The following is a 26,814-nucleotide window of genomic DNA, read 5'->3' as shown; positions in this document are numbered from 1 at the left end:
CCTTGAACGTACTGAAGTGGGGGAGGGGTTACAGGGACCGGTAGGCGTCGCGCCACGCCACGGTCAGTCGGCAGGTGGCCGTCGGGTCGGAGGCCGTCCACCGCACCTCGGTTCGGCCCGGGAGGATGCTGAACGCGCCCAGGTCGGAGTCCGGGGTCAGCAGGACGTTGCCGCCGTTGTCGCGGACGACATGCCGCCGACCGGGCCGGGTGTCGATGCGCAGCCACTGGCCTTCATCCAGCGACACCTGCGCCTTGAGCGTCCGGCCGGTCTCGACCTGGGTGATCTTCGGGTTCGCGCACGGCCCGTACACGGTGATCACCGGCCAGGTCGCGACGTCGCCCTGGTTGGTGACCCAGCCCGGCCGGCGCTGCCCGCCGGACTCGCCGCTGGAGACCCGGATGGGGGCCTGCACCGGGGCGGTGAACCCTCCGGACGACAGCCAGCCCAGCCGCAGGGAGATCTGCTGCTCGGCGTCGCCGTAGAACCAGGGGTCGGTGGCGGCGAACTCGACGTCGAGCGGGACCCAGCCGAATGCGGCCTTCGCCCACTCCGGGTCGAGCTTCCGGAGCCTGCCGAACAGCACCTTCGCCGGGGCGCCGGGCCACTTGATGCGCAGGGGCATCACGGCGCCGCCGACCGTACGGACCCCGGGCGGATCGGCCGCGGCCTGGAGCTGTTCCACGAGCGCACGGGCAGCAGCCGCGTCGCTTGGGGTCTTCACCGCGCAGTCAATGCGGATCTTGCGCTCGGAGTACCAGTCCGGGGCCGCCCAGACGCCGTCGGCGCCGGGCTGGTCGGTGAGTTCCCCGCGCCCGTCGGGCCGACCGAGCCCTTCGATCTCCGCGACCGGGATAGACGTGTTGTGCCCGAGCAGGACGCCGCCGAGGTCCAGCTGCCAGTCCTCGAGTACGGGTGCGTTCATCGGAGCACCCCGCCGCGCTTGGCCCGGCGCACCTGGTAGGCGACTGCCGAAGCGATTCCCTCCGGTGTCGCCGAGGACCCGGAGACGTTGATCGTCTGCGTGCCGATCGCCGGGGCCTGGTGCACGACGACGACCTGCATGCGCGACCCGGCGGCATCGACGAGCTTCCGTGGCGCCACTGCCAGGCCGAACTTGTCGGCAACCTGCGCGAGGACGGCGGTCGAGCGGCCGCGCTTGGCCGGGCCGAGCGGCAGGTACGCTTCGCCGCCCGTCGAGCGTTCCGCGAACTTGATCAGCCCGTCACGGCCCGGCGGGGAAGAGTAGATGCCGGGTTCCCACAGGCCGCCGTTCGCGTACGCCCTGCCCGCGTTCGCCTTGATGAGGTCGTTGAGGAACCGGTTCGCCTTCGTGCCGGCCCGCTTGATGTGGTCCTTGCCCGCGTTGGCCACGGTGATAAGCCGGTCCTCCTCCAGGCCCGTCGCGTCGGCGACGGTGTGGATTCCGCGGTTGGGTCCGAGCGCGCCGAGGATCTTCAGGAGGTCTGCCATCTGCTCGCCGTCGAGCACCTGCCCGGCGGCCCAGGAGGCGTCGTTGGCCTTTTTCGCCTTGCCCTGGTCGCGCACTGCCTCGGCGGCGACAGCCTTCGCCGCGTCGTCTCCCTGGGCGGCCAGCCGAGAAGCAAGGTCGCCGAAACCTGCGTTAGTCAGTTCAGCGAGGTTTCGCTGGAATTCCTCGTTGTTCTTCGTGGCCGAGGTGAGCTTGTCGCTGTAGTCCGACAAGGCCCCCTTGGCGGTGCCGGAGAGCTTCCGCAGGTTCTGCGACATCTCCTTGATGTACTTGTCGCTGCCGTTCGCCATCTTCTTGACGACGTCGACACCCTCGGAACCCATCTGCTCCAGGGCAGCAGCCACGTCACTGCCTGCCTTGCGGGAGATGATCGTGAGGTTCTTACGCCATTCCTCGGCCTGGGCGGCGGACTTGCCCAGGTTCTTCTCGAACAGGCCGATGTCGAAGACTTCGCTGTCGCCCTTCTTGCGTGTGGACTTCGACGCGACATCCGAGGGTGTGAAAACCTGGGGGCCGCCGCCGGGGGTGTATGTCCAGTCGGTCATGCCGCCGGAGGCGTGGTAGACGACTTCACCGCCGAAGCGCCGGGCAACCTCGGACAGAATGGCCTTGGAGCGGGTGCGCTTGGTTGAGGCGAGAGGGATGTACGCCTCTCCATGGGTTTCAGGCTCCGCCCATACCCGCCATGTTCCGCCCTTCGCAATCTGGGCGACATGATTCTCGCGAACGCCGCCGTCCGCGTAGAACTCCAGCACACCGCCGTTCGCCTCATGCTTGGCGCCGCCACCGCTGGAGTTGGTGACCTCGTTTTTGACGATCGTGACGGTGACCGTCTTGTCCCTCAGGCTGTCAATCGCCCCTTGAATGGAGCTGACTTGGCTCTGTGCATTGCCCGTGGGGACAGAGACAGTGACTTCCTTGTCCTTGATGTCAACGATCTTGAAGCCAAGCTTCTCGACCTGGTCTCGCGCCTCCTGGGTCGGGGCTGTGACCGTGACCTCTTTGCCATGCGTCGTGGCGAGCTTGCTCTTGAGCTCTTCCAGAGCCGAGACGGCCGACTGTGTATCGGAGGAGATCGCGACGTGCTTCGCGCCTGGGGTCGCGGCGATCTTGGAGATCAGCGAATCCAGGCTCGACCGCGCTCCGTCGGTCGGCGCGGTGACCGAGACTTCCCGGTTGGGCAGGTCCCTGATCTTGAAGCCGAGGGCCTCCAGCTTGGACCTCGCGTCGTTGTCGAGCGACGACACCGTGATCGTCTTCTGGTCCGGCGTGGCCTTCAATGCCTGCTGGACAGCCATGAGCTGGGCCATGACAGGGTCCATGCCGGCGGCCTGGAGGAGGATCGACACCTTGCTCGGCACAAGACCGGCCGCGTCCGCGAGCTTCGCTGCCTGATCTGCCTCTAGGCCGAAGCCTTGGGCGGTCTCGATTGCGGACGCACGGGCCTTGCTCATCTGGTCCTGGGCGGCCTGCAAGGACTCCGGGACGGTCTTGCCCTGCGTCTGCGCGTACTGGAACGCCGCCAGGGAGGCTTCTGCCGTTGAACTGGAAAGGCTCTGAAACGTGTCGTAGAGCCGCTGGCCATTGCGTGTAACCGTGGACAGTGAACCGTCAACGTTCAGGAGGGATTTACCGAACCCCTCGGACTCGTCCACTCCATTCTTGAGGCTGTCTTTGGCGTCGCTGATTGCCTTGTTCATTCGGGCCTCGGCAGCGGAGAAGTTGACCGATCCGCCTGCCAGGACGTTCAGGGCGTCGTGCAGGGCGCGGGCCCGACTATCCGCATCCGCCGTGGTGTCGGAAAGGCGGCGCATGGCATCGCTGAACCGGCCGAAAGGACCGACGGCGTCGGCGGCGCCCTTGCCGCTGGACCCGACAGCATCGGCGACGTTCCGCGCGTCCTTCTGGGCCTTCTGCATCTCGCCCTTGACGGACTTGATGGCATCCGCTGCGCGGGCGGCGGCAACGCCTTGCTCCGTGTAGTCCTCCCACGCACCGGACATGCCGGTGTGCCATTTCGTCTGTTCCTTGGCCGTGTCCCGGAGCCGCTTCTCCAGGGCGTCCAGACCGCCGCCCTGGTCGAGATAGGCGTCCGTGAGCTGCCGGGTGGTGACACCGGCCTTCTCCATCACGTCGACGAGACGTTTCTTCCCGTCGGAGACCTTCGCTTCCATGAGATTCTGCACTGCTGCGGCCCGGACGCTCTCGGTTGTTGCGCCGTGGGATTCCCGCAGCGCCTGGGTGAGGCTGCTGATGCGGGACTGGTGCTCGGCGGCTGCCTGCGCGGCCTTTTGCTGGTGGTCGGCGAGCAGCGACAAACCGACACCGGCGGCGGTGAGGGCAGCGCCCCACGGGCCGCCGAGCGCGCCCATCAGGCCGCGGGCCGCGCCGCCCAGTCCGGCACCCATGGCGCGGGCAACGCCGCTGATCCGGCCTTCCGCGGACCGGAACGCGTTGGTCATTTGCCCGACGACGGGCACGCGGGTTTCGAGGACCGCGAGGGCCTGGCCGATGCGGCCGATGGACTGGCCGGAGTTCGCGGCGAGTTGCTGCTGCACCCGCATCTGGTCGCCGAACGACCGCCACGCGCCGACGACGGGGCCGGAAACGTTTCTGCTCATCGTCATCAGGGCCGGGTTGACCCTGGTGGCGAGCATCATTGTGGTGATCGCCGTCTGTACAGGGCCGGGCAGTGCTGCGAACGCGCGGACGATCCCACCAACGGCTTCGCCGATCGGGCGCAGGACGGCCGAGACGGTGCCCAGGGCGGACAGCGCCAGGTTCAGGGCGGTGGTGAGCGTGCCCAGGGCACCGGCCCCGGCCCCCGCGCCGTCGCTCACCTCGGACAGGGCCCGGCCGATCGGGGACAGCGCGGCGCCGAGGTTGCGCAGCACCTCCATCGCGGCCTTGCCGGCGTTGACCAGGACGCTCAGCGCGGACGCGGCGGCGGTGAACGCGGTCTGCTTGACGGGCTGGTCCAGGCCGCTGAAGGACTGCTTGACCTTCGCCCAGCCCCGTTCAACGGAAGAGGAGACGCGTGGCCCGAGCAGCGTGACCAGGTTCTGCCCGTACTTGATGGCCGACTCCATGTACGGCGTCGCAGCCGCGAGGCCCCTGGTCGCCAGACGGGTGATCTTCTCCAGGCCCGGCGCGGCCGCCGCGTAGAGGACTTGGCCCGTGTTCTTGCCCTGGGATTTCAGCTGGGTGAGCGCACCGGCGAATCCCTTGGTCTGGCTCGCCGCGATCTCCCCGGCCGCCCCTACTCGGGAGACGGCCGACCGCATCTGGTCGAAGGCAGCGGCTCCCTGGTGGGCCATGGCGGCGGCGCCGGCGAGCGCGGGCTTGCCGACGACCTTCGACAGTGCACCCAGGAAGTCCTTTTGGGACATCCTGTGTTGAGCCTGCTCAAAGCCTTCGATGACGGTGCGAAGGCCCTTGAAATTTCCTTGGGCATCCCACGCCTCGATGCCCATGTCCCGCAGCCCCTCCCGCATCTGCGCGGTCGGTTTCGCGAGGTTGGTGAGCATTCCCCGCAGGGACGTACCGGCCTTCGAGCCGAGGATGCCCGCGCGGGCGAGCATGGCGACGGCAGCGGCCGTGTCCTCCAGTGAGACGCCCAACTGGGCGGCAACGGGCCCGGTGTAGGACATCGCGTAGTAGATGTCCTGGAGGCCGCCGGACGCAGCGTTCGCGCCGGCGGCGAGCACGTCGGCGGCCCGGCCCGCGTTGTTCGAGCTGAGCCCGAACTGGTCCATGATGTCGCCGAGGAACCTCGCGCTGTCGGCGGCGCTGAGGTTGTCGGCCGCCGCGAGCTGCATCGCGGCGCGGGCGTTATCGATCGAGGACGCCGAGGTCTGGCCCGCCTTGGCCAGTTCGAGCATCGCGTCCGCCGCTTTGGCGGCGGAGGTGCCGGGGATCTTCAGGTCGGCGCCGAGTTCGCGGGCCTTCGCGGATGCCTGCATCATCTCGGCGCCGGAAGCGCCGGTGACGGCCCCCCACTTGTTGATCGCGCGCTGGTACTCGTTGCCCTCCTTGGCGATCTCGTGGAGACCGGCGACGATGCCGCCGCCGATCAGGAGACCGCGTAGGTGGTGGAGTTCCTGCCGGGCCGAGAACACGCCCTGCCGGAGACGGCCCATGGAGGCGTGGCCGTCCGAGCCGAGGCGCCGCAGGCCTGCGCCCGCGCTCGCCGACTGCCGCCCGAGGTCACGCAGGCCGCCGGCCGCCCCGGAGGCCCCGGAGCGGATTTGGTTCAGGTTCCGGTTGAGGGCCTGGACCCCGCGATCCAGGCTCCGCATGGCCTGCGCGGCCTGCCGGACGGCGGAGAGAAGCTGTGCCGCGTCAGCGCGCATCTGCACGCTGAGCGTGTAGTTCGACACCGGAGTCGGCGCCCGTTCTCCCCCGCGCCCCGCCTAACGCCCCTTACTGCCCGTGCTGCTGCCGCACCTCCCGGGGGACCAGCCCGATACGCACGCCGTACCCGTCCGGGCCGTCCGGCACCTGGTCCTGCTCCCGGGAGATCAGCTCGCACCCCACGCACCGGACTGTTGTCGTCACGTACGCGAACCGGTCCTCGTCCCACTCGGCGGCCCGGGTCCCGCAGTGGCCGCACACTGTCCGCCGGTAGGCGGCGTAGGCGAGGGCTTTCGCCCGGTCGGTGTCCGTCCACCGGCCGTCCCCGACTCCGAGAAACACGGAGTGGGGGATGCCGTAGCGGTCGCACAGCTCCAGCTCATCGCGCAGCTGTACGTCAGCGATCAGCCTTTTCCCAGCTCCACCGTGCTGGCCCGGGTAAGCTGCTGGGCCTGCCACGCCGCTTGGAAGAGCATGTTCGACTCGGAGATCGGCCACGCGTCCAGCAACTCCTGGGCCTCCGCCGGAGTCAGGCCCTCCACCGGCTGGCCGGACGGGTCACGCTCCACATGCGCCGCCGCGATCAAGGCCGCCGGGAACGCCTCCGGGTTCCACAGATCCCCGGCCTCGGCCTGCTCCTCGGACGGTGGGAACTGCTTGATCAGCCCGTCCAGCACCGGCCGGGGCAGGGCCCGGAACGTCAGTTTGAGGGCGGCCGCGTCGAACGCCTCCTGCGCCTTCGCCACCGCGGCCTCGGCGCGGCGGGTCTCCTTGCCGTCCTGCTGGCCGGCAGCCGCGTCGACCGTGCGGCACCGGGCGGCCTCCGCCTTCGCGGCGTCCAGATGCTCGCGCACCGCCGGGTCGTCACAGAGCACCAGCGTCTGCTCTGGCAGAGTCCGGGCCCGCAGCCGGGCCATCTTCGCCGCCCAGTGCGGATCACGGGCGACCGTCTCGGCCGGCGGGTTGAACACGGTGTGAGGGGTGGGGGTGGTCATGCGGGGTGGCTCCAGGAGAACGCGCGACGAAGAGGGAGAGGGAGAAGACCGGCCGGGCGCGGGCGGCCGCGCGCCGTGAACGGAGAGGAGGGGAGAGCACGCTGCTGCGCCACGCCCGGCCGGGAGAACAGGGGGGTCCGTTACTCCTTGGCGGGGCGTTCCGGGGCGGTGACCGCGGGCGGGATGGCCGCGTCCTGGACCGGCTTCTCGGTGATCGAGAAGGACACCACGAACTTCGCGGCCTCGTTGTCCACCGAGTACTGCGCCGAGCGGCTGCCGACCCGGACAGGGAAAACGTCCATGCTGCGGCTGCCGGGCACGTCGCCCTTGCGGAGCATGGTCACGAACCCGGTCGCGTCCTTCGTGAGCAACTGCTCGATCTGGTCGGAGACCTGGTCCTCGTAGAAGGTCAGCGAAGAGTCGTCGGCCTCATCGGCGCCAGGGATCTTCGTCTCGAAGGTCGACCCGAGGGTCGGGGTCTCGATCGCCTTGTTCGACAGGGACCACCCGTCGATCGCGGCAACCGCGTCGGTGAGATCCGTGCCAGCGGTCAGCTCGGCCCGCGTCGGGACGTGGCTGCCGTCACTGATCTTGGCCAGCCACAGGACGCGTGTCACACCGCGTCTGGAGAATTTCTGTACCTGCACTGCTGTCCGATTCCGGGACGGGCAGCCGTGCGATGAAAGGGGGAAGAAACGGCGGCCCCGTCCCTCGACGTCGTGTCGGGGGAACCGGCCCGTGCCACCGATGTGGCCGGACGTCCGCGCGGGGGCCTCCGCGGTGAGGATGCAGCGGCCAGCGGGCGACCGTGGTCGCTGCACGTAGACGACCATACGGCCACCGGCGGCAAACTGCGCAGCTCAGCGGGCAGGACCGCGCGGGCGGACCTACGGTCGAGGCGTGGACTTCAACATCACCAGCGACGAGGAGCGCATCCTGTTCCACGTGGCGAGCCGCTTGGAGGACAGTCCCCAGGTCGCGGAGTCCGAGATCGCCGAGAAGGACCGGTTGGCGTTCCGCTCCCTCATCACGAAGGGGTGGATCGTCGGCCTCACCACCGAGGACGGCAGCCTGTACACGGAGACGCTGACCCCGCTGGCCCAGGCGGCGCTGTCGAATCGCCGTGACGTCTGATGAGCGCGGACCAGCTTGTGCCGAGGTCAGGGCGCGGGGACGACCGCGTCGATCAACAGGCGAACGGCCTTCAGCGCCTTGTCGGCCCGCTCGGGCCCGGCCGTTTCCGCAACGGTCACCGCAGGATGCAGGATGGAGACCAGACGTCCACCCATCACGACGGCCGGGTGATCCCGAAGGCCGGACCTGAGCCAGTGGGCATCCCACTGGCCGTATGCGAGATCTTCGGCGAGCTGCTGTTCCCTGCCAAGTCCATGTGTTCAGGTTGAGGACCCTGCGGCTGGTGGCCTCCGGAGGGGGGCAACGCATCGCGGTCACTCGGATGGCGGATGTGGATGTGGCATGCCGTCTGTGGGGTGAGGTCCTGAGAGAGGATGCACCTCACTCAACCGTGGCGTGCTCGGCGGGCTCCGCTGCCCGCCCACCAATCTCAGGAAGGGCGAGGCGATGGCCAGAGGCAATCAGAGTGGCGGCATGATCGCGGAGATGAACATGGACCCCGGAAAGTTGAGGAAGAAGGGGCCGCGACGCTCCGTGGGCCCACTGAGCAAGGACACCGCCTTCATCGTGGAAGAGATTGAGGAGATGGAGGGGCCAGAGGGAGGGATCAGTGGCCATGTGCTGCGACTCCCCACGAAACATGGGAAGGCGAAGGCTGTCCTCGTGCGGCGACTCCCCACGAAACGTGGGAAGGCGAAGGCTGCCCTCACGATCGGTGCTCGTGGCAAGGGCAACGGGATGAGCCTTCCTCGACTCGTTGCCCTCCGGCCGATCTTTGCGCCGAAGGACAGCGACGGTCCCCTGCTGCAGGCGTATGTGCCCACGAACCTGAGTCGGCCGGTGGAGGAGGGGAGTGTGGTGGTGGTGCGTGGGTATGACCGCAAGCCGAAGGTGGACGTGCCCGTCGAGGTGAACCTTCGCATCGCCAAGGTGATCACGAAGCCCCGCCAACTCATCGAAGACGACTCCCTGTGGTCGTCGAAGCGAACTGACAGCTATGCCATGTCGACCTTTCAGCAGTCCAGGAATGCTGGCGCAGAGGTGGATCGAGGGGCGTCGACGAAAAAGAAGGTGAAGTAGTCAGTTCGCCAGCCCAACTCAACTGGTGCCTCCCCTGACGCTTGAACACACTCAATCATCAGGGAAGGCGCGCTCGGCCTGGGTCGGGCACCACGTTCTCGAGTGCAGCTCTTCGCGTAGGGCGATTGCGTCACGCTCGACTGCGTCGGCCAGAGAATCGGTCACACGATGCCAACGAGGACCTGGGGACGTCGTAGCGGCTACGCGGCGAGATCGTGTGACGTGGTCGGCGCGGGGTGCCGGACGGCAGCCTTGACGGCCATCTCCAGGGTGTGCCGACCCATCTCCGCAGCGGCCGGGTGGGTACAAACGGCCTCGTAGATCGCCTCGGCAGCGGTCCGCCACGCCTCCCACTGCGTCTTCCACTCGGAGTGCTGCTCGTCCGTCCACTCCGAAGTGCGCCCGTACTCCTGGAACGCCCGCACCTTCGCGAATTCGGCGTCGGCAGCGCGCTGCAAAGCGATCAGCTCGGAGGGAACATCGGTGGCGCTCTTGTCGGACATTGGAGCGATTTTAGGCCACGGGGTGACGTGATCGTGTCCGCCATGCTGGCCGAGAGCCGCCGCGCTGGCAGGCAACCCTTCGACTGAGATGGTGCACGTCACCCGGGCGCCAGGACGATAGCGGTCGCATCGTCCCGATACCCCTTCTCGTCCTCAGTGGCTGCGGCCACGACGGCATCGGCCAGCCTCTGGGGATGGTCTTCGTGCTCGCGTACGAGCGCCTCCAGGACCGCGTGGGTGACACTGCTGTGCACACCGTCGCTGGTCAGGAGCACGAGTTCGCCCGCTGGAATGTGGCAGGCGTCCACGGAACCGATTCCGCACAGGCCCAAGGAACTCCTGACCCAGTTGTCGTGCTTTCGGGCGAGGAATTCCATCTGCTCAAGGAGTTCGACAGGCCCACCACCGGAGTTCTGCCGGAGGTACTGCCCGATGTTTTGATCAGTGGTCCGTTGTCGAAGCAGGCTGCCGTTCCATCCGTAGGCGCGGCAGTCGCCAGTCCAGGCGATGGAGGTCGGGCCGCCTGGCTCAGTGACAGCGAGAACGGCGACGCCGTCCGGGCCGGTGCCCCTGCGGCCGGCTGGAGTCGCTACCAGTTCAGCGGCGGCCAGGATGCCGAGCACCGCCGTCTTGCGTGCGCCCACGCGGGCAGCTACTTCAGCGGCGACGTCCGCGAACCGTGCGACCTCGACCTCGCTGCCGATGCCGTCCACGATCGCGGCCCCCACCACCTTGGTGCCGGGGACCCGATGAATGGCCGCCGCGTCTGCGTTGACCTCGCGCACCCCCTGCCGAGTCGCCTTGACGGCAGTGATCGTCGACTCCTGTTCGGTTGTCATGCAGCCCACCGTAGGAGGAACAGCGGCTCGCAGGTGCAGACTTGGTCAGTTCGCAGAGTGTTCGAAGCTGCCGTGGAACGGCCCCGCCTGTGCGACAGGGTTGAGCTTGCGGCGCAGACGGGTGTCGCGCAGGGCGTGCAACGACTTCCCTGTCGCTTTACGGAAGGCGGCGTGTGCTCGTTCCCGGGACAGACGGGTTCCAGTCGGCAGTGCGAACACGGGACCGGCACTGCGCCCGGCGATGAGCAGCGCGAGTTCGTTGGCCGCGGCTTCGGAAACCTCGACTTCGCGGGGGCCTTCCTTCGACTCGGAGACGGCAAGGACGCGCTCTACGAGACGTACGTCGGGAACATCGAGGGCCAGCAGTTCATCTATCCGCACCTCGGACTCGTGCAGGAGCCGCCAGAACGTACGCTGCCCCAACGGCCTGCTGGAGTCCGCGAGCAGGGCCGCTACATCTTCCTCCGGCACGACCAGTTGTGCGGTATCCGTGATCCCCCTCCGCCATGCCCTCGCCTGAGCCATCAACCTACCCGGGGCCACTGACACTGGCGTGCGGGCGGGCTGTCCGAGGCGCGAAGACACGCGTGGGCCCGATCGCCTGGTTCAGGCACTGCCGATGCTGAACCGAATCCTCAGGGCGTAGGTCACCACGCCCTCGCCGACCGACGAGGGATCGGCGCCGTCATCCGCGATGAGTGCCCGGCCCCACACTCGGCCGCCCGGAACCACCAGAGGGTGCGCCCACTCGCCGGTGGTTGCCCGGTCGAGCAGGGCGCGCCGTGCGCGGTCTGCTACCCACTCGGCTTGGTCGGTACGGCTGGCGACGACGGTCACCTGGTACACGAGGTAGGCGTCCTCGGACCGGTCGCCCAGTGGGGCGCCGCCGACGTCCCCGCCCAGGGGGTACAGAACCAGGTACGGCAGTGGTGCCGGGTTCCCGCTGGCTGTGGGCAGGGCGCCAATGCCGCAGGGTTTTCCCACGGCTTGGCTGAGCATCGCTCGCACGGTCTCGGTGACGGGCGCGCGGTCGATCACTCGTCGACTCCGTTGGTGAAGTCGGAGCCCGCGAACTCCTCGATGCTGGCGGCGTCGTACCGGCACAGGCCCAGGGCGTCCCATTCGGTGAGGCCCGGGGTGGTCAAGATGGTCAGGTTGCGCTCGCCGTCGTCGTTGAGGATTTCGGCTACCACGACGGCGCGAGCGAGTATGCCCAGCTCGGCCTCGCCGACCACCACGGCGAGCGAGGCTTCCAGGTCCTCGCAGAGCCACTTCACAGGACCGTCCTTACGGCTGTGCCCAGCTCGCGCGCGATCGTCGGCCCGGCTTCTTGGACGGCGGGTCCCAGGTGCGGGAAGGGCGGCTGATGGTAGACGCGGCCGAGCGAATCGGCGCCAGCGAAGCCGTACTCCAGCCTTCGCGCCTGCGGGGCGGCACTGCCCACCACGCCGGTCACCAGCGGCCCGGCCCCGGATACCTCCGCCTGCCACGATGCCCTGTACCGGCCCGAGATGACGTTCGGGCCCGGCCGGCCGGAGGCGTTCTGCTGCACGCGGGACTTCAGCGACTGGGCGCTGTGCCCCATCACCGTGTGTACGGCCGCCATGGCGGCGACGCCATTGCGCGTCAATGCTGCGGCCAGCGCGGCCGGGCTCGTGAAGTTGCCTCCGCTCACGCCGCGTTCGCCTCCCGGTTGTGCTCCTCCAGCCAGACGGTGCGCAGCACCGGGATCGAGGAGACCTCTCCGAGCGCGGCGACCCGGTACGTGCGGCCCACCGCCTGCTCATCCCGGGACTGGGCGACGAGCACCGTGTCGTTCTCCCGCAGCTCCGCCGCACCGAGTGGCAGCAGCATCCGGTACCCGGTCCGTACCTCATCGACCCAGGCGCCGTCGTGTCCGCTGCGGGCCCGGATGCGCTCCCGTCCCCGGTACAGGCCCGCCTGGCCTGAGTGCACCACCAGCGGGTCGGCGGGCACGAGATCACCCGTCACCGGGTCCAGGACGTCTTCGCCCGTGCTGCGCGTCACCAGCACCTGGTCCGGCATCAGGTGCCGCTCCGTGAACGCGGAGATGCCTTTGACGTCAAGCACCGGCGGCCCACTCGCACAGCTGGGACAGGACGCCGCGGGTCAGCTCGCCCGGCTCCCCGTCGAGGTCGTCGCGGGCCAGGACGGCGGTGTCGAGCTGCCGCCAGTCGATGCTGCCGAGGAAGTCGAGGACGACGTGCCGCAGGTCCGCCGGCTCGGCGACGACTTCGGCCATGCCCTCGAACTCCAGGCCCTTCCAGCCTGGCTGGATGTACAGCGTGACCTCCGGGTCGCCGTCCACGGTCTGCGTGATGCGGTAGGCCTCGACACCGCTGGCGACGTCGTGCCCGTCGACCTCGATCGTGACCGGAGCATCGGGGCGAGGTGCGCAGATGCGGACGCTGCGGGATTCGGGGTAACTGCTCATGGGCCCGACCATAGGTACGCGAAGCGGGAAATTCGGCCGGTGCGGCCTGCCGCCGGGCGTCCGGGAACCGGGTCAGATCGCGAGGGCGCGCGCGGCGAGGAGGAGCCCGATCGCGGTTCCCGCCTCCGTGATCTTCCCGTCCTGCACGGCCTGGACCGCTGCCTCCAGGGGCATCCACTTCACCGTCATGCGCGCCTCCGTCGAGTCCCGGCGCACGACACCGTCCTCGAGGGCGGTGGTGAAGAAGAGATAGGTGCTCGCGGAGGTGGTGGCCGGCAGCGGGTGGAAGCGGGTGAGCAGGCGCAGTTCGCCGGGCCGCTGGCCGGTCTCCTCTTCGAATTCCCGCCGCGCCCCGGTCTCGGGATCCTCGCCTGGTCGAAGTCCGCCGCCGGGCAACGCGAGTTGGCGACGGCCCTGGAGGTAGAAGTTGTCCTCGACGAGAGGGATGTTGCCCGATGCGTCGACGGCAACGATGCGGGCGCCTTCCGAGACGGCGACGTGCTCGTACGTTCCCGGCGCCCCATTGGGCTGGACTACCCGGTCACGGTGAACGGTCAGGAAATCGCCGCGGTGTACGACCTCGCTGCTCAGTCGTGCCCAGCCGGACGTCCGGAGGTGGTTCTCCTCCGCGCGGTTCCCGTTCACGCCTCGCCCCCTTCGGGAGTGACCCGAACGCGCTTGAGCCGCGCACTGTCCTCCAGGCGCGGCTCAACCATGTGTGCCCAGCTATGCGGCATTCATGTGGTCGGCGACGTACTGCTCGCGAAGGGCGGTGGGAATACGCCCGCGGGCAGCGACCTTGATGCGGCGCCGCTTCGCCCAGGCGCGGATCTCGCTCGTGGTCGGCTCGACGGTCTTCACGTCGGGCGTGGCCCTGGTGGCCTTCCGGGGAGCGGCGGCGCGACCGGACCGCCCGGCCGCGAAGTACGGCGCCAGCTTCTCCTCCAGTTCGGCGTAGGAGTCGTCGCCCAGGTCGATGACGACGCGGCGGCTATCGAGCGAGATTACGCGTTCCTTCACGCTCTCGTCGCGCTCGTCGGTGAGGTCGTCCACGAAGTAGGTGTCAACGCGCTTGGCCATGAGAGTTTCCCTTCCGTTCGGCGCAGAACGTACCCCAATATTTTCAATTGACGGCCATTTTTGGGGCAGTTCAGATAGGGGCGGCTAAGGGATCGCTAATCCGAAGAAGAGTCATCGTGAGCTGGATACTCGCCCGTCCGCGATGAGGTTCCACATGGCTCGGCGCATGCGTGCCATCAATAGCCGTGCAGTCACCCCATGTTGCGAGACGAACAGTTCGGCCAGACGCGCAATGGGGATCCCCGGGCCAGTCGTGCAGGTATCTACCTGCGGCGGCGCGGGCATAGGGCCACGGTGGTGAGCAGATCGCGTCCTGCGACCGGAGTGTCATCCGGAGCCGTATCGGAGGCCACGGCGGTGATGCGGCGTTCCAGCGCGGACACGTTGGCCGTCTGGTCCACAGTGACTACGCCATTGACGGACACCTTCAGCGGTTCGGTCAGAAGTTTCGCCAGTCGCTCATTAAGGATTTCCAGTGCGACGGCGCGCGCTGAGCGAAGGCGTAGGTACCGGGTTTGAAGGTCGGTCGGGTCGGTATCCGGGCCAAGCTGTGCCAGCAGCCAGCTCATGGTGTCACTGTTCAAAGAGAGGGCGCTTTCGTGGGAAAAGGCGGCCGGGAGAAGTGGGGGCTCCTCCCGGCCGCAGCGGTGGTCGGTCAGTCGTCGGCGGGTGTCGAAGCGGACTTCCGGCTGGCCTTCTTCTCCGCCACGAGGATGGGAACCTGGTTGTCCTGCCAGCAGGCCGGGTTGGTGATCTGGCTGGCGACATCCGGGTCGCTGACCTCGGTGCCGGGCGTGAGGATCAGGGGGATGCGCTCAACGGGGTCGAGGACGTGGACGGCGCCAGCGAGGATGCCGGGCGCCTTACCCTGGGCGGCGCCCATTAGAGGACCTTGGCCGTTATGTGGCAGTCCGGGCTGTAAAGCACGGGCATTGCGCAGGCTGCGCCCTTCGTCCAGATCTGCACCGGGTCGTCCTCGACATCGCGGGTGACGATGATGCCGGGGGCATCCTCGCGCTCGATCGCCGGGGCCGTGCCGCGCGACAGGGCCAGGGACTCCGCGGTGGTGCCGTACTGCGTCTCGCCCCACTTCGCGCGGTCCGGCGGAAGCATGATCCACCGGTCCTCGGGCATCACGCGCTTGGACACGTTGTTCTGCCACACCTGGGCGCGGTAGAAGGTCACCGGCGGCAGGCCGTACGTGCCGCGCACGCTGTTGACCTGCTCCGGGTTGAGCGTCGCCGTCGGCGTCTGGCCGCCTGCCGGTGTGCCGTAGTACGCGGCCCGGTAGGCCATGTTGGACGCGAGGTGCGACCACGCCTTCCGGGAGGTGAGCACCATCTCCGGGGCCGGGGCGCCGATGTCGTCGAGGTAAGACATCCAGCGCAGCTCGTCCGCGATCGGGTCCGACGAGGCGTCCGACCAAGGCTTGGGCGCCGTCGGCATGTTCGCGGCCGGCACCTTGTAGTCGACCTCGACCGTCAGGCCGTTCTCGCCGGTGAGGGAGAACTTGCCGTCGAGCAGCACATCGGCGGCGGCGAGTTCGAGACGGGAGCGGATGGCCTCCACGTGGCGCTCGACGTCGTCGTACAGCAGCTCCACCAGGCGGTCGTCGTCGGCGCCCCGGGAGGCGTCGAGGAGCAGCTGCTCCAGCTCCGTCACCACGAGCTTCTGGCCGAGCGCGGGCAGCATGCCCTCGACCTGCGTGGTCTCCGCCTGCCGCTGCGCGAACGGCACGGAGGCGTCGTAGGCGCGGTACGAGGCTGCGTTCACGCGGCGCTTCGACTGCCGGATACGCCACTTGACGTCCTTGACCTGCCTCTCGCCGAAGACCGTCTTGGTCAGCAGGAAGTCATCGGGCGTGGGGATGGTGCGCGCGTACACAGTCAGGTCGGTGACCGACACGCCCTTGAGAAGGTCTGCGACGCTCATGCGGTCACCTCGCCGAGGAAGCGGATCTGCGGGCTGGCGGGGTGCGGGGCGATCTTCGTGGGGTCGATGCCGCCGGGGACGTGGGCCGTGTTCACGGAGCCGTGCCAGTACAGGGCCGCGGGGACGTTCTTGCTGCCCGGGGTGTACGGGGCTTCGGTGTACACCAGCCCGGCGAGGTGCTGGCGGCCGTCCTTGGCCTCCGGGTCGTACGGGCCGTACAGGCCGGATGTGGTGATCCGGGCGACCGGGACACCGGAGCGGACGTACCCGTACGGCTGGCCCGGCTCGGGCTCGGTGAAGTGGACGCCCTTGGTGAACGTGCTCAGGTCGAGGGTGATGGTTTCCGTGGAGTCGGTGCCGTGCCGCGATGCGAGCCAGTCGCGGTCAGCGGTCACCGTCACGGAGGTGGTGTACGGCTGAATGGTCACGCCGTCCTCCTGGTGGGTCAAAAGGCGGTCGCGCCCTCACCAGAGGTGGTGGAACGGTCCACGAAGAAGGGGCGTGGTCCCCGAAGAGGCAGGCCGCGCGCGGCCTGCCGGTCAGGTCGTCGGAGGCAGGAGCCCGCGGCGGCGTGCCATTTCCAGCCCGGCTGCGCCCGGAGTGTGGGAGATCCCGGGCGAGCGCGGCGGCGGAACGGACGCGGGAGCACCCGCAGGCGCCGGTACGGCCGGCAGGTGCGCGGCGGTGCGGGCGAACAGCTCGGGGCGGCGGGCGGCGAGCTGGCTCACCGCATCGGCGAGCTGAGCGTCGTCGGCGTCGTCCTCGACACGCAGCAGAACCATCGCGTCGTCCAGGTCCTGGCCCTTCGCGCCCGCCTCGGCCAGGTAGGAGCGCCGGACCGCTGCACGCTCACGAGCCTCCGCCGCAGCCTCCCGGGCCGTCAGAGCCTTCTCCCGCTCGGCGAACTGCACCTCGCGGTATTGCGCGTCGCTCAGCTCATCCTGCTGCGCCTTGCGGACGACGGAGACGTACTGCTCCAAAGCGTCGGAGTCGGAGAAGCCGAGCCGCTCGACCAGGGCCCGGACCGCAGCCCGGCCTCCCTGGTCCTTCTCGCGCGCCAGCATCGTGGCCAGCCGATCCTGGCGGACCGTGAGCTCGGCGGGCGAAGTGTCCTGCGGGTCTGTCGGGGTGCCGGTCATGAATGCGTGCTGCTCCCACACAACGGCCCCGCGCCACTGGCGAGTCTACGGAAACGAACGCCACACGCCATCCGCATGCGTCCCGCGGCACCGTCGGGCCGGGGAGGCTGGGCGGCAGACCCGCCCCCGATCGGGCGGTAACGACACTGGAAAGATCCACACTATGTCTGACCTCGCAAAACACCCCGTATCATCGCCAGGCGCGCAAGGGGTGCCGATCCGGAAGAACTGGTGGAAGCGCAGACCGGTCGTCCTGTGGGGCGCCGCCGCAGCTGCGTGCGCCGCCGGGGCCACCGCCGTCCTGCTGTGGGAGCCGTGGGTGGACCGCACGCCGTTCACCGCCACCATCGTCTCCGCCTCCGCCGACGCCTACATTCGCAACGGCGGTCACGGCCGTGCAGGCGAGCAGTGCACGCCCAACGCACCCGGCGAGACCGTCGTCATCTTCGACAAGAGCGGGAAGCGCAAGCTCGCCGAGGCGACCACCAGCCGGACCGGGCAGCGACTGCCCGACTCCTACGGCGACTTCGCCGGCTACTGCTACGAGGCGACCCTCGTGAAGAACGTGCCCGGTGGCGAGGGCACCTACAAGATCCAAAGCGGGGGCGGCACCATCTCCTCCATGTCCGAAGACGACCTCCGCCTCTCGGCTGACGAACAACGCGAGGGCTTCAAGAGGACGCGTGTGCCCGCAGACGACTAGGGGCTGTCCGGTGGGTCATGGTGGCTCACCGGACACGCCCTTGACGTGCTGCCCGACCGTCGTGTCGGAGGTTCAAGGCTGCTACGTGACGGGGGTGAAGATCCACTTCTGGCGGGGTCCGCCCTTGGCCATGCCGTGGACCAGCCCCCTGTCTTTGCCGACTGTGCGACATCCCGTGAGTTCCCCTGAGCCCCGCTGAGTCCCCGGGCCTGTGGCCAGGGGCTTCTTCCTCCTTCGAGTGCTCTGCCGCCTTCTGACGTAACTTCGGGATTCTTGAAGCGTTCTCACCTCGTCCGACCGATCCACAGTCGGACCGAAGGTGAGGAGGCTCGGGTTGGCGGCGCTGGCGGTCGTACGGGACCTGCGTGAGCACTGGGCGCCCGCGTCGGCGGAGGAACTGGAGCGGTTCGAGACCGACGCGCTGTCCGGGTTCGTCCTCGCGAGAGCGTCGGCGGGTCTGGCCGACGGCACGATCCGCGGGGACGTCGGTCACCTGGAGCAGATCAGGAGCTGGTTCGGCCGGCCGCTTTGGGACATGGAGCCCGCCGACGCCGACGTGTACTTCGGGAAGGTGCTGCGGAACTCACCCAGCGGCACCCGGCTGGCCCGGTCGCAGGCGCTGACCACGTACTTCATGTTCCTGGAGCTGCGGCACAAGGTCGAGCTGCACCGGATGACCGGCCGGGTCGTCGAGTGCCCGATCGACGAGATGAACCGGCCGCGCGGTGCGAAGGACGCGGCACTGCGGATCCCGCCGAGCGAGCCGGAGGTCGGGACGCTGTTCACCGGCTGGGGCGGCGAGCTGGCCACCTGCCGCAAGTTCGCCCCGACCGCGCGGAACTACACCGCTTCGAAGCTGATGTCCCAGGTTGGCCTGCGGGTGAGCGAGGCATGCAAGCTCGATCTGGACGACATCAAGTGGGACCTGGGCCGCTTCGGCAAGCTCCATGTCCGCCACGGCAAGGGCGCCCGCGGCTCGGGGCCTCGCGAGCGGATGGTGCCGCTGATCAACGGCGCCGACCGGACGCTGCGGTGGTTCATCGAGGATGTGTGGGGCCAGTTCGACGACGACCACACCCGTCCGGGCGCCCCGCTGTTCCCCTCCGAGCGCAAGAACACCGACGGCTCTTCGCGTCGGGTGGGCGACGACGCCCTGCGCAACGGTCTCAGGGACGCGGCCAAAGCGCATCTGCCGGGGTGGGGCGAGCGGCTGACGCCGCATGTCCTGCGGCATTTCTGCGCGTCCCAACTCTATGGAAACGGCCTGGACTTGCTGGCAATTCAGGAGGTTTTGGGGCATTCGTGGATCGCCACGACGATGCGATATGTCAACCCTCGGGAATTGCATCAGACGGGCGAGAAGTCGCAGGTCGCCAGGTCGCGGCGAGGGCTTGAAGGACTCCGAGGCTACTACGACCTAGCTGCCTGACCAGGCATGTTGCCGACCGCATCCCTTCTGATGCATGATCCTCCCTCCAGAAGGGATGGTCTGGAGTGGTGCATCAGCGCAAGGTGGCCCTGGAGGGATCGGCTCAACTGGAGCTCGTCTCCGGGGTAGTCCAACTGCGTCCCGAGGACGCGATGTTCGACGCGATGCTGCGGGGCTGGCGTGCTCAGCAGAAGTCGCGGGGACTGAAGGACGACACGATCGATCCGCGGGAACGACTCATACGCCGGTTCCTCGAGTTCGCGAACGACTACCCGTGGCAGTGGACGCCGGCCCACATGGACGAGTGGTCGGTCTCGTTGACCAGCGAGAAGCATCTGGCACCGTCGACGATCCGCAGCTACCAGGGCACCGTGCGGCTGTTCAGCGAGTTCCTCATCGACGGCCGCTACGGCTGGGGCCCTGCCTGCGAGGAAGCCTTCGGCACCTTTCCGGCGGCGGTCTGTCATGAGTGGAACACCATCGCCCACCTCAACGATTACGAGGGCGACCCGGAGGCGAAGCCGTTCACCCGGGAACAGCTGCAGCTTTTCCTCGACTATGCCGACGACCAGGTCGAACGAGCGGTACGGGCGAAACGCAAGGGCGCCCTGGCGGCCTACCGCGACGCCACCCTCTTCAAGGTGATCTACGGATGGGGGCTCCGCCGGACCGAGAGCTCCAAGCTCGACGTGGTCGACTTCGGACGCAACCCGCAGGCCCGGCAGTTCGGCCGGTACGGCACGCTCAACGTCCGCTATGGCAAGGCGAAGAAGGGCCAGCCTCCTCGGCGCCGGAACGTGCTGTCGGTGATGGACTGGGCCGTCGAGGCGGTAGCCGACTATGTCGAGAACGTCCGTCCGCGCTTCGGATTCCCCGACCACCCCGCTCTGTGGATCACCGAACGCGGTGGACGCCTGCGGCCCGGCTCGATCAACGACCGGTTCGAGGCATACCGCGACGCCCTTGGCCTGCCGAAAGAGCTGGTCCCGCACTCCTTGAGGCATTCGTACGTCACGCATCTGACCGAGGACGGGGTGGACCGCCGCTTCATCCAGCAGCAGGTCGGCCACGAGAGCGACAGCTCCCTGGCCATCTACACGCACGTCAGCGACGACTTCATGAACACTTCCCTGCACAAGGCACTGGCCCCGGCGTTCGCCGGGGCCTGACAGGAGGGACCCGGCGATGGCCGCCAAGCTCGACTACCACTGGCACCTGCGCAAAGTCATGGCCGACCGCGGGATGTTCTCCACCACCGACCTCATTCCTCCGCTCGCCGAGCGCGGTATCACCCTGTCCTCGAGCCAGGTCTACCGGCTCGTCGTCGAGCGACCGGAGCGACTGAGCCTGAAGATCCTCATGGCCCTGCTCGACATCCTGGACTGCACCATGGACGACCTCATCGAGCCCATCGCGGTGGTCGGGATCATGAAGAAGCCGAAGAAGGCAGCCGTCGGCGGCACAGCCCCCGACACGGAAGGACTCGGCGGACTGCGGCCAAAGCGGGCTCGGATCAAGGGCGTTGACCGGCCGTGACCACCACCGGCTCTCTCGACCGCTCCGTCGCGGACCCGATCGGCCTGATCACGGACCTTGTCGCGGAAGCCGAGAGCGAACTCGGCTCCGACACCATCCGGACCGTGGTCACCGCGGTCGCGGGCGGCCGCGCGAAGTCACGGAACCTGGCCAAGTTCCTGGCGACGCGATCCGCCGTCCTGACCGATGGCCGTTCCCCGGCGCCACGGGCCGTCGGCGATCTCCTCATCGCCCTTCGCAAGGCCGGCGCCTCGGCGGTCTCGCCACCGGTCTGCGCGGACTGCGGGAAGGGGCTGCGAAGCCTCCAGCGGCAGGGCCAGGACTGGTACTGCTCGGTCTGCATCAAGGAGACCAGCGAGTGCGCCGCCTGCGGCAACACCCGGCGCGTCACCTTCCGGGACCGCAAGGGTCTGCCACGCTGTTCGATGTGTCCCGACCACGATGACCGTGACCCAGTCACGGTCATCTACACGGTGATCAACACGATCGCCCCGGGCGCCGACCGCGACGTGGTCGCCGAGGCTCTGCGCCGGTCGGCACCCCACCGTCCCCACTATCGGCAGCGAGTGGTCTGGGCCCTGGAGGAGAACCCTCGCCTGCTGACCGGCGAGGCCCACCTCTCCCCGCACCGCGCCATCTTGAGGTTCATCGACCTTCTGCACGAGGCGGGTGTCGCCGGGATCGTCCGGCCGTCCTGCCCTCGCTGCCACCGAGTGGTTCGCATCGACAAGCCGCTCGACGGGCAGCGGGTGTGCCGCAACTGCATCGCCAAGTCCCGCGTCGAAGAATGCGTACGCTGCGGCGCCCGACGCGAGCCGGCCACCCGCGACGAGCAAGGGCGACCGCTGTGTCCGAACTGCCTGGTCACCGACCCCGCGAACGCCGAGGTCTGCAGCGGATGCAAGGAACGGCGGCGAGTGCACACCCGCACCGCCGAGGGCCCGCTTTGCCCCAACTGCTGCCCCCTGCCGGTCCTGGTCTGCTCCATCTGCGGCCTCACCGCTCCCGGCAACCACTCGAAGCTCACCGGCCTGCCCCGCTGTCGCGGCTGCTTCCAGCGCCAAGCCCGCTGCACCACCTGCGGACGCGTCCGTGGCATCCATTCCGGCACCACGGACGCTCCGGTCTGCGGCCCCTGCACCAAGCCGGACGCCGAGCTCTGGCACCCCTGCCCCACCTGCGGGCAGGCCGAGCGGCTGCGTTCACCGGGGCCATGCCGTCATTGCACTCTCAAGCAGCGGCTCCACGAGCTTCTCGCCGACGACTCAGGCTCCATACCCCCGAAGCTGCAGGCCCTCAACGACGCCCTGGCCGACACAGAACGGGCCAGCACGGCGATGCGCTGGCTCTCCGGCGGCATCGTCTCCACCGTCCTGTCCGATCTCGGCTCCGGCCGTCGGCCCCTGACACACGAGGCCCTGGACGAACTCCCGGCGGGCAAGGTCGTCGAGCACATCCGCAGCGTGCTCGTGGCCACCGGCACGCTGCCCCAGCGGGACGAGCAGATGGTCCGCCTGGAACGGCATGTGAACGATCTCGTCACCTCCCACACCACCGCCGAGGGACGGAAAATCCTGCACCGGTACGCGACCTGGCACCTCCTGCGACGGCTCCGCCGACGCAGCCGCGGCAACGACATCACGCACACCCAGCTCACCGTCGTCCGCCAGCATCTGCGGGCAGCCGTCCACCTCCTCAACTGGATCGAGGCCCAGAGCCTGACACTTGCGACCTGCCGTCAAGCCGATCTTGAACGCTGGATGACCAGCGACGACGTCCGTCACCGCCGGGAGGCAGGACACTTCGTGCGCTGGGCTCTCGCCCAGAAAATCGCCCGCGATCTCAGCTTCCCGGCCGTCCGATGGAACGGCCCGTCCCAGGCGATGGACGACGAGGCCCGCTGGGCCACCGCCCGCCGTCTGCTGCACGACGACACCCTCAAGCCCGAAGACCGCCTCGCCGGCCTGCTGTTGCTCCTCTATGCCCAGTGGCCCGCGGCGATCTCCCGGCTCACCGTCGACCACATCGAGGAGACCGACGGAGCAGTCCGCCTCCGCCTCGGCGCCGTCCCCGTCGACTTGCCCGGCCCCGTCGCTGAGCTCGCCCTTCAGCAGGTTGCGGTTCGCCGGAGCCATGCCGTCCTCGCCCGGACAGATTCACCCTGGCTCTTCCCCGGCGGCCAGCCTGGCCGCCCGATCAGCGTCTGGGCCATGGGCGAACGACTCCGCAAACTCGGCATCCGCCTCGCGGAGACCCGCTCAACCGCTCTGTTCCAGCTCGCCACCGAACTGCCCGCCGCAGTCCTCGCCCGCACCCTCGGCATCGACATCACCGTCGCCGTCAAATGGCAGCGAGCCGCCGCCGGAGACTGGGCCGCCTACGCCGCCGAGGTCAGCCGCCGGAACTCGCAAGGCTGACCCATCCCGATGTCAGTCCCCGCTGACATGCTGCTTTTCATGACGCACGCAAGCCAGCCCGACCTCGTCCAGATCACCGACGCACGCGAGATCACTCCCGAACTCCGGCGCCAGCTGATCGACTGCTGGATCGCGGTCACCAACTCGGGCGGTGCCGCCGGATTCCCCTTCCCCCCGGTCCAAGACGACGACGTCGCGCCAGTCACGGACAAGCTCCTCGGCCGTCTCCATCCGCAGCACAGCCGACTCATCACCGCCAGATTCGGTGACGGTCTTGCCGGGTGGGTCGTCCTCAACCGCGATCCCTACCGGCTCGTCGAGCACTGGGGCACGGTTCACCACCTTCAGACCCACCCCGAATTCCGCGGCCGCAGTGTCGGCTCCGCCCTCATGCGTGAGCTGCGGAAGATCGCCCGCGACGAACTGGGACTCGAACAGCTCCATCTTGCGGCCCGAGGAGGGGAGGGGCTGGAGGACTTCTACAGCCAGCTCGGATGGCGTGAGGTCGGCCGCTGGCCCGGGGCCCTCCGCCTCGCATCCGACGACACCCGGGACGAGGTCCTGATGCTCCTCGATCCCCTCTGACCGCAGGGGTATTCAGACAGTTCCAATACCCGACTCCACCATTACACGTCCAGCAGACCCGGGTCGAGGATGCCTGGGCCGCCGGGACCGAGCGGGCCGCGAAGCGGCTGGAAGGGCTGATCCGATGAGGTGGAACCTGCGGCTGACCGCCGCGAACAAGGGTATCTGGAAGGCGTCCGAGCTTCAGCGGAGCCTGGCCGAGCACGGGCTGGTGATCTCGGCGGGGAAGATGTCCGGGCTGTGGTCCGGCCAGCCGGTCTCTCTCAAGCTGGAGGACCTGGACGTCATCTGCGTCGTCCTGGGCTGCGAGATCGGCGACCTGCTGATCCCCGAACCGGCCAAGGTTCGCCGCCCCGGCGAGGAGGGCGGGCAGCAGGCCGCCGCGGTCGGCGCCCCCGCGCCAGCGGTGGTGCCCCGCCGTCGGGACGGCCGGTCCCTGCCTCCGCGGTGACGGGCCGGTTGGCGCGAGGACGGTAACTCCATGCTGGAGCCGAAGAGTTGCCCGCATTGCTTGGGCTGGGGGCTGCTGTTCATGCGATGCTGCGGAGGATGCTCCTCCTTTGCCCGCCCCGGTTCGGACGGCCGGTGCACCGGCTGCACTGGATACGGCCCGCTGCGGAAGGGGTACTGCCGGCTGTGCTGGTGCCAGGCGCGTACGGATGCCGCGGCCACCGGCGCCAGAGCGGAGCCACTGCTGCCGACGCTGCGGCATCACCAGTTGTTCTTCGCACACATGGCCCCGCTGTGGGAGCGGGTCCCGCGTCCACGGCCGCCGAAGTACGAGCGGCGGGGGCGCCCCCGCAGGCCCGATCCCCCTCCGGCGTCGCCGCCCGGCGGCTGGCTCCAGCCCGCTCTGTTCGCGGCCTGCCGCAACTTCACCCACATCGACCCCGACCAGCACACGGGCCCGGACAATCCGTGGCTCGCCTGGGCCCGACACACCGCCCACCGCCTGGGCGAGGTCCGTGGCTGGCCCCGCAAGGTCCGTTCCGGCGTCGACCGAGCTCTGATCATCCTGATGTCCCGGCACGTCGGCGGCGATGTCGTGCGCTATTCCGAGCTCTATCCGGCCTTGCAGCCGCGTCGGCTGAACATGGAGCTGACCATCGAGGTCCTCGAACACATCGGCGTCTTCCTCGACGACCGGACGCCGTCCTTCGAGACATGGCTGGAGTGCAAGCTCGACGGCATGGCCCCCGGCATCCGCCGCGACGTCGAGCACTGGATCCGGCTCCTGCACGACGGTGGCCCCCGGTCAAAGCCCCGGGACGAGGCTACGGTCTGGAACTACCTCAACCGCATCCGGCCCGTGCTGATCGAGTGGTCCAGCCGCTACGACCACCTGCGCGAGGTGACCCGTGACGACGTCCTCGCCCAGCTCGACGCCCTGAACGGAAGCCAGCGTCAGCACACCCTCATCGTGCTGCGGTCCCTGTTCGGCCGGGCCAAGAAGAGCGGCACCATCTTCAAGAACCCGACCGGCCGCATCCGCGTCGGCCAACGCGAAAGCGGCATCATCCAGCCCCTGGAACCCAAGCACATCGACAACTCGGTCGCCGCGGTCACCAAGCCGGCGGACCGCCTGGTCCTCGCCCTCGCCGCCGTGCACGCCGCACGTTCCGGAGCCATCCGCCGCCTCCAGCTCGACGACCTCGACATGGGCAACCGGAAACTCACGATCGACGGCCGTACCCGACGGCTGGACGACCTCACAATGCATGTCGCCCGCGAGTGGCTGGAGTTCCGGCGCCGCCGCTGGCCCAACACCGCCAACCCGCACCTACTGATCAACAAGATCACCGCCCTGGGAACCGCTCCGGTCAGCCAGGTCTCTCTCACCGCACCACTTCGTGGTCAGGCCGCAACCCTGGAACAGCTCCGTGTCGACCGCCAGCTCGAAGAAGCCCTCACCCACGGCCCCGACGCACTCCACCTCGCCGAGGTCTTCGGCCTCGACGAGAAGACCGCGATCCGCTATGCGAACTCCGCCAAGGCTCTCCTGGAACGGCCCTTGGAAAGTGACCCCGCGACTTCACCACGAACCCACGGGTCCACCCCCTAAAATCCGGGCATCGGACCCTCGGGTTCCCTCCGAACAACCTTCAGTTTTCGCGAACCCGCGGGGGTCTGGGGCTGCCTTTAAGGAAGCTGACACCGGGGGGCAAAGTAACCCACGGGTAATTTCAAGGGTGCTTACGGCGGGCGGCCGGGTCGCGCTCGGCGACGTGCCGGGCGACTGCGTCGCCGCCGGGGCGGGCGTAGCGCCCCAGGGGCCGTACGGAGGCGTGGCGGGAGCGGTCCGGCAGCGTCAGCGCGCTGGGGCGGTGGCTGTGACCACCCGCAGATCTCACTTAAAGTAGTAGGCTGATCACGGAAAGGTAGCGTGTCGATAGTCTTCGGGTCGCCTCGCGGTGTCTCTCCAGCTGACTGACCCGCCCCCGGTGAGGAGTGATTGAGCATGGCCATCGACGAGACCGCTGATACGGATGAGGAGACAGCCGAACTCCCGGAGGGTCTGGCCGCCCCAACAGCCGATGATGTAGGGAAGGGGGACGGGGCCCTCGCCGAACTGCAGGCGCAAGGCATGGATGTGTCGGTGCAGAAGTACTGGTGGGGGTTCGAGGTCCACCTCAATCAAGCCGCCGCCGACGCAGTCACCAAGATTGAGGAGCTTGTGGCGGGGATCGTGGGCAAATTCATCCCCAAGTACGGCAAGCTCGTGGCCATTGGGCTCAAGATCCACGCGGCCTGGATCAAGGCCGTAAACGGGCCGGGCGGAGTCAAGTGCGTATCACCGTGGACCTCGCCCGCCGCGCTCATCCCGGTCGGCAAGCGCGCCGCAGACACGAGCCTGTGGTGGACCGTATTCCATCCCGACAAGGGCTGGAACCAGGATCAGAGATTCCTGAACCACTACACCGGTGTCAAGCCTGCGCTGGCCGAATTCCAAGAAAAGCTCATCGCTGCACACCGCGGTGACAGCGACAACTGGCTGTGGTGCACCGTCTACAACCCGGACACCGGGTGGAGTGACGACCAGCGGCTCGGCGATCACAACACGGGGGTGGGTCCGGCTCTGGCCGTCTACCGCGACAAGCTCTACTGCGTGCACCGCGGCGGTGGCGACAACTGGCTGTACTAC

General features: G+C 68.6%; 32 protein-coding genes. 11 read left to right on the top strand and 21 right to left on the bottom strand.

Going from position 1 to position 26,814, the window contains the following annotated elements; genetic code table 11:
• Window positions 1-28 precede the first annotated feature (28 nt).
• The 5 genes from ACZ4A5_RS02540 to ACZ4A5_RS02520 form a co-directional block, all read right to left on the bottom strand.
• Entirely contained in the window at window positions 29-925 is an 897-nt protein-coding gene (locus tag ACZ4A5_RS02540) for a phage distal tail protein (protein ID WP_467577551.1), read from the bottom strand.
• Window positions 922-5,871 carry a phage tail tape measure protein gene (locus ACZ4A5_RS02535; protein ID WP_467577548.1) on the bottom strand — a complete coding sequence of 1,650 codons (4,950 nt, stop codon included), beginning with the start codon at window positions 5,869-5,871 and terminating at the stop codon, window positions 922-924. Before ACZ4A5_RS02535 ends, ACZ4A5_RS02540 begins: the two co-directional genes overlap by 4 nt.
• A 43-nt stretch (window positions 5,872-5,914) precedes the next feature.
• Window positions 5,915-6,187, bottom strand: a complete 273-nt coding sequence (locus ACZ4A5_RS02530; protein WP_467577546.1) for a hypothetical protein — start codon at window positions 6,185-6,187, stop codon at window positions 5,915-5,917.
• 62 nt (window positions 6,188-6,249) lie between these two features.
• The gene (locus tag ACZ4A5_RS02525) at window positions 6,250-6,840 is read right to left on the bottom strand and encodes a hypothetical protein (RefSeq protein ID WP_467577543.1); all 591 of its coding nucleotides are present in this window, start codon (window positions 6,838-6,840) and stop codon (window positions 6,250-6,252) included.
• Window positions 6,841-6,980: 140 nt separating this feature from the next.
• On the bottom strand, window positions 6,981-7,673 hold the full coding sequence (locus tag ACZ4A5_RS02520) for a phage tail tube protein (protein WP_467577540.1): 693 nt from the start codon (window positions 7,671-7,673) through the stop codon (window positions 6,981-6,983).
• Between the two features lie 67 nt (window positions 7,674-7,740).
• On the opposite strand from ACZ4A5_RS02520, the gene ACZ4A5_RS02515 reads away from it, so the two are divergent.
• On the top strand, window positions 7,741-7,974 hold the full coding sequence (locus tag ACZ4A5_RS02515; RefSeq protein WP_467577538.1) for a hypothetical protein: 234 nt from the start codon (window positions 7,741-7,743) through the stop codon (window positions 7,972-7,974).
• Between the two features lie 474 nt (window positions 7,975-8,448).
• Window positions 8,449-9,054, top strand: coding sequence for a hypothetical protein (locus tag ACZ4A5_RS02510; RefSeq protein ID WP_467577535.1), 606 nt, complete (start codon window positions 8,449-8,451; stop codon window positions 9,052-9,054).
• A 200-nt stretch (window positions 9,055-9,254) separates the two neighbouring features.
• On the opposite strand, the gene ACZ4A5_RS02505 is transcribed toward ACZ4A5_RS02510, so the two are convergent.
• The 15 genes from ACZ4A5_RS02505 to ACZ4A5_RS02435 all read right to left on the bottom strand — a co-directional run bounded on the left by ACZ4A5_RS02505 (window position 9,255) and on the right by ACZ4A5_RS02435 (window position 17,002).
• Window positions 9,255-9,557 (bottom strand): hypothetical protein, encoded by a 303-nt coding sequence (locus ACZ4A5_RS02505; protein WP_467577532.1) that lies wholly within the window; start codon window positions 9,555-9,557, stop codon window positions 9,255-9,257.
• A gap of 98 nt (window positions 9,558-9,655) precedes the next feature.
• Window positions 9,656-10,396 (bottom strand): PP2C family protein-serine/threonine phosphatase, encoded by a 741-nt coding sequence (locus ACZ4A5_RS02500; RefSeq protein ID WP_467577530.1) that lies wholly within the window; start codon window positions 10,394-10,396, stop codon window positions 9,656-9,658.
• A 45-nt stretch (window positions 10,397-10,441) separates the two neighbouring features.
• Window positions 10,442-10,867, bottom strand: coding sequence for a tyrosine-type recombinase/integrase (locus ACZ4A5_RS02495; protein ID WP_467577527.1), 426 nt, complete (start codon window positions 10,865-10,867; stop codon window positions 10,442-10,444).
• Window positions 10,868-11,002: 135 nt separating this feature from the next.
• Window positions 11,003-11,434 (bottom strand): hypothetical protein, encoded by a 432-nt coding sequence (locus ACZ4A5_RS02490; RefSeq protein ID WP_467577524.1) that lies wholly within the window; start codon window positions 11,432-11,434, stop codon window positions 11,003-11,005.
• The gene (locus tag ACZ4A5_RS02485) at window positions 11,431-11,673 is read right to left on the bottom strand and encodes a hypothetical protein (RefSeq protein ID WP_467577521.1); all 243 of its coding nucleotides are present in this window, start codon (window positions 11,671-11,673) and stop codon (window positions 11,431-11,433) included. Before ACZ4A5_RS02485 ends, ACZ4A5_RS02490 begins: the two co-directional genes overlap by 4 nt.
• On the bottom strand, window positions 11,670-12,071 hold the full coding sequence (locus ACZ4A5_RS02480; protein ID WP_467577517.1) for a hypothetical protein: 402 nt from the start codon (window positions 12,069-12,071) through the stop codon (window positions 11,670-11,672). Before ACZ4A5_RS02480 ends, ACZ4A5_RS02485 begins: the two co-directional genes overlap by 4 nt.
• On the bottom strand, window positions 12,068-12,487 hold the full coding sequence (locus ACZ4A5_RS02475; protein ID WP_467577514.1) for a DUF6093 family protein: 420 nt from the start codon (window positions 12,485-12,487) through the stop codon (window positions 12,068-12,070). The genes ACZ4A5_RS02480 and ACZ4A5_RS02475 overlap by 4 nt, the downstream gene beginning before the upstream one ends.
• Complete coding sequence (locus ACZ4A5_RS02470; protein ID WP_467577511.1) at window positions 12,480-12,851, bottom strand: hypothetical protein; 372 nt, start codon at window positions 12,849-12,851, stop codon at window positions 12,480-12,482. The genes ACZ4A5_RS02475 and ACZ4A5_RS02470 overlap by 8 nt, the downstream gene beginning before the upstream one ends.
• A gap of 72 nt (window positions 12,852-12,923) precedes the next feature.
• Window positions 12,924-13,496: an NUDIX domain-containing protein gene (locus ACZ4A5_RS02465; protein ID WP_467577508.1), complete on the bottom strand. Its 573-nt coding sequence runs from the start codon at window positions 13,494-13,496 to the stop codon at window positions 12,924-12,926.
• Window positions 13,497-13,577: 81 nt separating this feature from the next.
• A complete protein-coding gene (locus ACZ4A5_RS02460; protein ID WP_467577505.1) occupies window positions 13,578-13,931 on the bottom strand; it encodes an Lsr2 dimerization domain-containing protein in 354 nt (117 codons plus the stop codon).
• Between the two features lie 263 nt (window positions 13,932-14,194).
• Window positions 14,195-14,500, bottom strand: coding sequence for a hypothetical protein (locus ACZ4A5_RS02455; protein WP_467577502.1), 306 nt, complete (start codon window positions 14,498-14,500; stop codon window positions 14,195-14,197).
• 86 nt (window positions 14,501-14,586) lie between these two features.
• Window positions 14,587-14,814 (bottom strand): hypothetical protein, encoded by a 228-nt coding sequence (locus ACZ4A5_RS02450; RefSeq protein ID WP_467577499.1) that lies wholly within the window; start codon window positions 14,812-14,814, stop codon window positions 14,587-14,589.
• On the bottom strand, window positions 14,814-15,863 hold the full coding sequence (locus ACZ4A5_RS02445) for a major capsid protein (protein WP_467577497.1): 1,050 nt from the start codon (window positions 15,861-15,863) through the stop codon (window positions 14,814-14,816). The genes ACZ4A5_RS02450 and ACZ4A5_RS02445 overlap by 1 nt, the downstream gene beginning before the upstream one ends.
• A complete protein-coding gene (locus tag ACZ4A5_RS02440) occupies window positions 15,860-16,291 on the bottom strand; it encodes a head decoration protein (protein WP_467577494.1) in 432 nt (143 codons plus the stop codon). The genes ACZ4A5_RS02445 and ACZ4A5_RS02440 overlap by 4 nt, the downstream gene beginning before the upstream one ends.
• Window positions 16,292-16,402: 111 nt before the next feature.
• The gene (locus ACZ4A5_RS02435) at window positions 16,403-17,002 is read right to left on the bottom strand and encodes a hypothetical protein (RefSeq protein WP_467577491.1); all 600 of its coding nucleotides are present in this window, start codon (window positions 17,000-17,002) and stop codon (window positions 16,403-16,405) included.
• A 211-nt stretch (window positions 17,003-17,213) separates the two neighbouring features.
• On the opposite strand from ACZ4A5_RS02435, the gene ACZ4A5_RS02430 reads away from it, so the two are divergent.
• The 8 genes from ACZ4A5_RS02430 (at window position 17,214) to ACZ4A5_RS02395 (ending at window position 25,734) form a co-directional block, all read left to right on the top strand.
• Entirely contained in the window at window positions 17,214-17,705 is a 492-nt protein-coding gene (locus tag ACZ4A5_RS02430) for a hypothetical protein (protein ID WP_467577489.1), read from the top strand.
• A 334-nt stretch (window positions 17,706-18,039) separates the two neighbouring features.
• Complete coding sequence (locus ACZ4A5_RS02425) at window positions 18,040-19,134, top strand: tyrosine-type recombinase/integrase (RefSeq protein WP_467577486.1); 1,095 nt, start codon at window positions 18,040-18,042, stop codon at window positions 19,132-19,134.
• Between the two features lie 65 nt (window positions 19,135-19,199).
• Entirely contained in the window at window positions 19,200-20,303 is a 1,104-nt protein-coding gene (locus ACZ4A5_RS02420) for a tyrosine-type recombinase/integrase (protein ID WP_467577484.1), read from the top strand.
• Between the two features lie 16 nt (window positions 20,304-20,319).
• Complete coding sequence (locus tag ACZ4A5_RS02415; RefSeq protein WP_467577482.1) at window positions 20,320-20,670, top strand: helix-turn-helix domain-containing protein; 351 nt, start codon at window positions 20,320-20,322, stop codon at window positions 20,668-20,670.
• On the top strand, window positions 20,667-23,087 hold the full coding sequence (locus ACZ4A5_RS02410; RefSeq protein ID WP_467577479.1) for a site-specific integrase: 2,421 nt from the start codon (window positions 20,667-20,669) through the stop codon (window positions 23,085-23,087). Before ACZ4A5_RS02415 ends, ACZ4A5_RS02410 begins: the two co-directional genes overlap by 4 nt.
• Before the next feature lie 39 nt (window positions 23,088-23,126).
• Window positions 23,127-23,672, top strand: a complete 546-nt coding sequence (locus ACZ4A5_RS02405) for a GNAT family N-acetyltransferase (protein ID WP_467577476.1) — start codon at window positions 23,127-23,129, stop codon at window positions 23,670-23,672.
• Window positions 23,673-23,796: 124 nt separating this feature from the next.
• A complete protein-coding gene (locus ACZ4A5_RS02400) occupies window positions 23,797-24,123 on the top strand; it encodes a helix-turn-helix domain-containing protein (protein WP_467577473.1) in 327 nt (108 codons plus the stop codon).
• Window positions 24,124-24,390: 267 nt separating this feature from the next.
• On the top strand, window positions 24,391-25,734 hold the full coding sequence (locus ACZ4A5_RS02395) for a hypothetical protein (protein WP_467577471.1): 1,344 nt from the start codon (window positions 24,391-24,393) through the stop codon (window positions 25,732-25,734).
• A 121-nt stretch (window positions 25,735-25,855) separates the two neighbouring features.
• Here the strand turns inward: ACZ4A5_RS02395 and ACZ4A5_RS02390 are convergent, their stop codons facing one another.
• Window positions 25,856-26,023: a PmrA gene (locus ACZ4A5_RS02390; RefSeq protein WP_467577469.1), complete on the bottom strand. Its 168-nt coding sequence runs from the start codon at window positions 26,021-26,023 to the stop codon at window positions 25,856-25,858.
• A 107-nt stretch (window positions 26,024-26,130) separates the two neighbouring features.
• On the opposite strand from ACZ4A5_RS02390, the gene ACZ4A5_RS02385 reads away from it, so the two are divergent.
• Window positions 26,131-26,814: hypothetical protein (locus ACZ4A5_RS02385; protein ID WP_467577466.1), on the top strand; the 684-nt coding region annotated here is incomplete at its 3' end.

It is taken from the genome of Streptomyces sp. NPDC025618, from assembly GCF_055558795.1.
The sequence above is the reverse complement of the archived record's forward strand: the minus strand, read 5'-3'. Positions and strand labels throughout refer to the sequence as shown.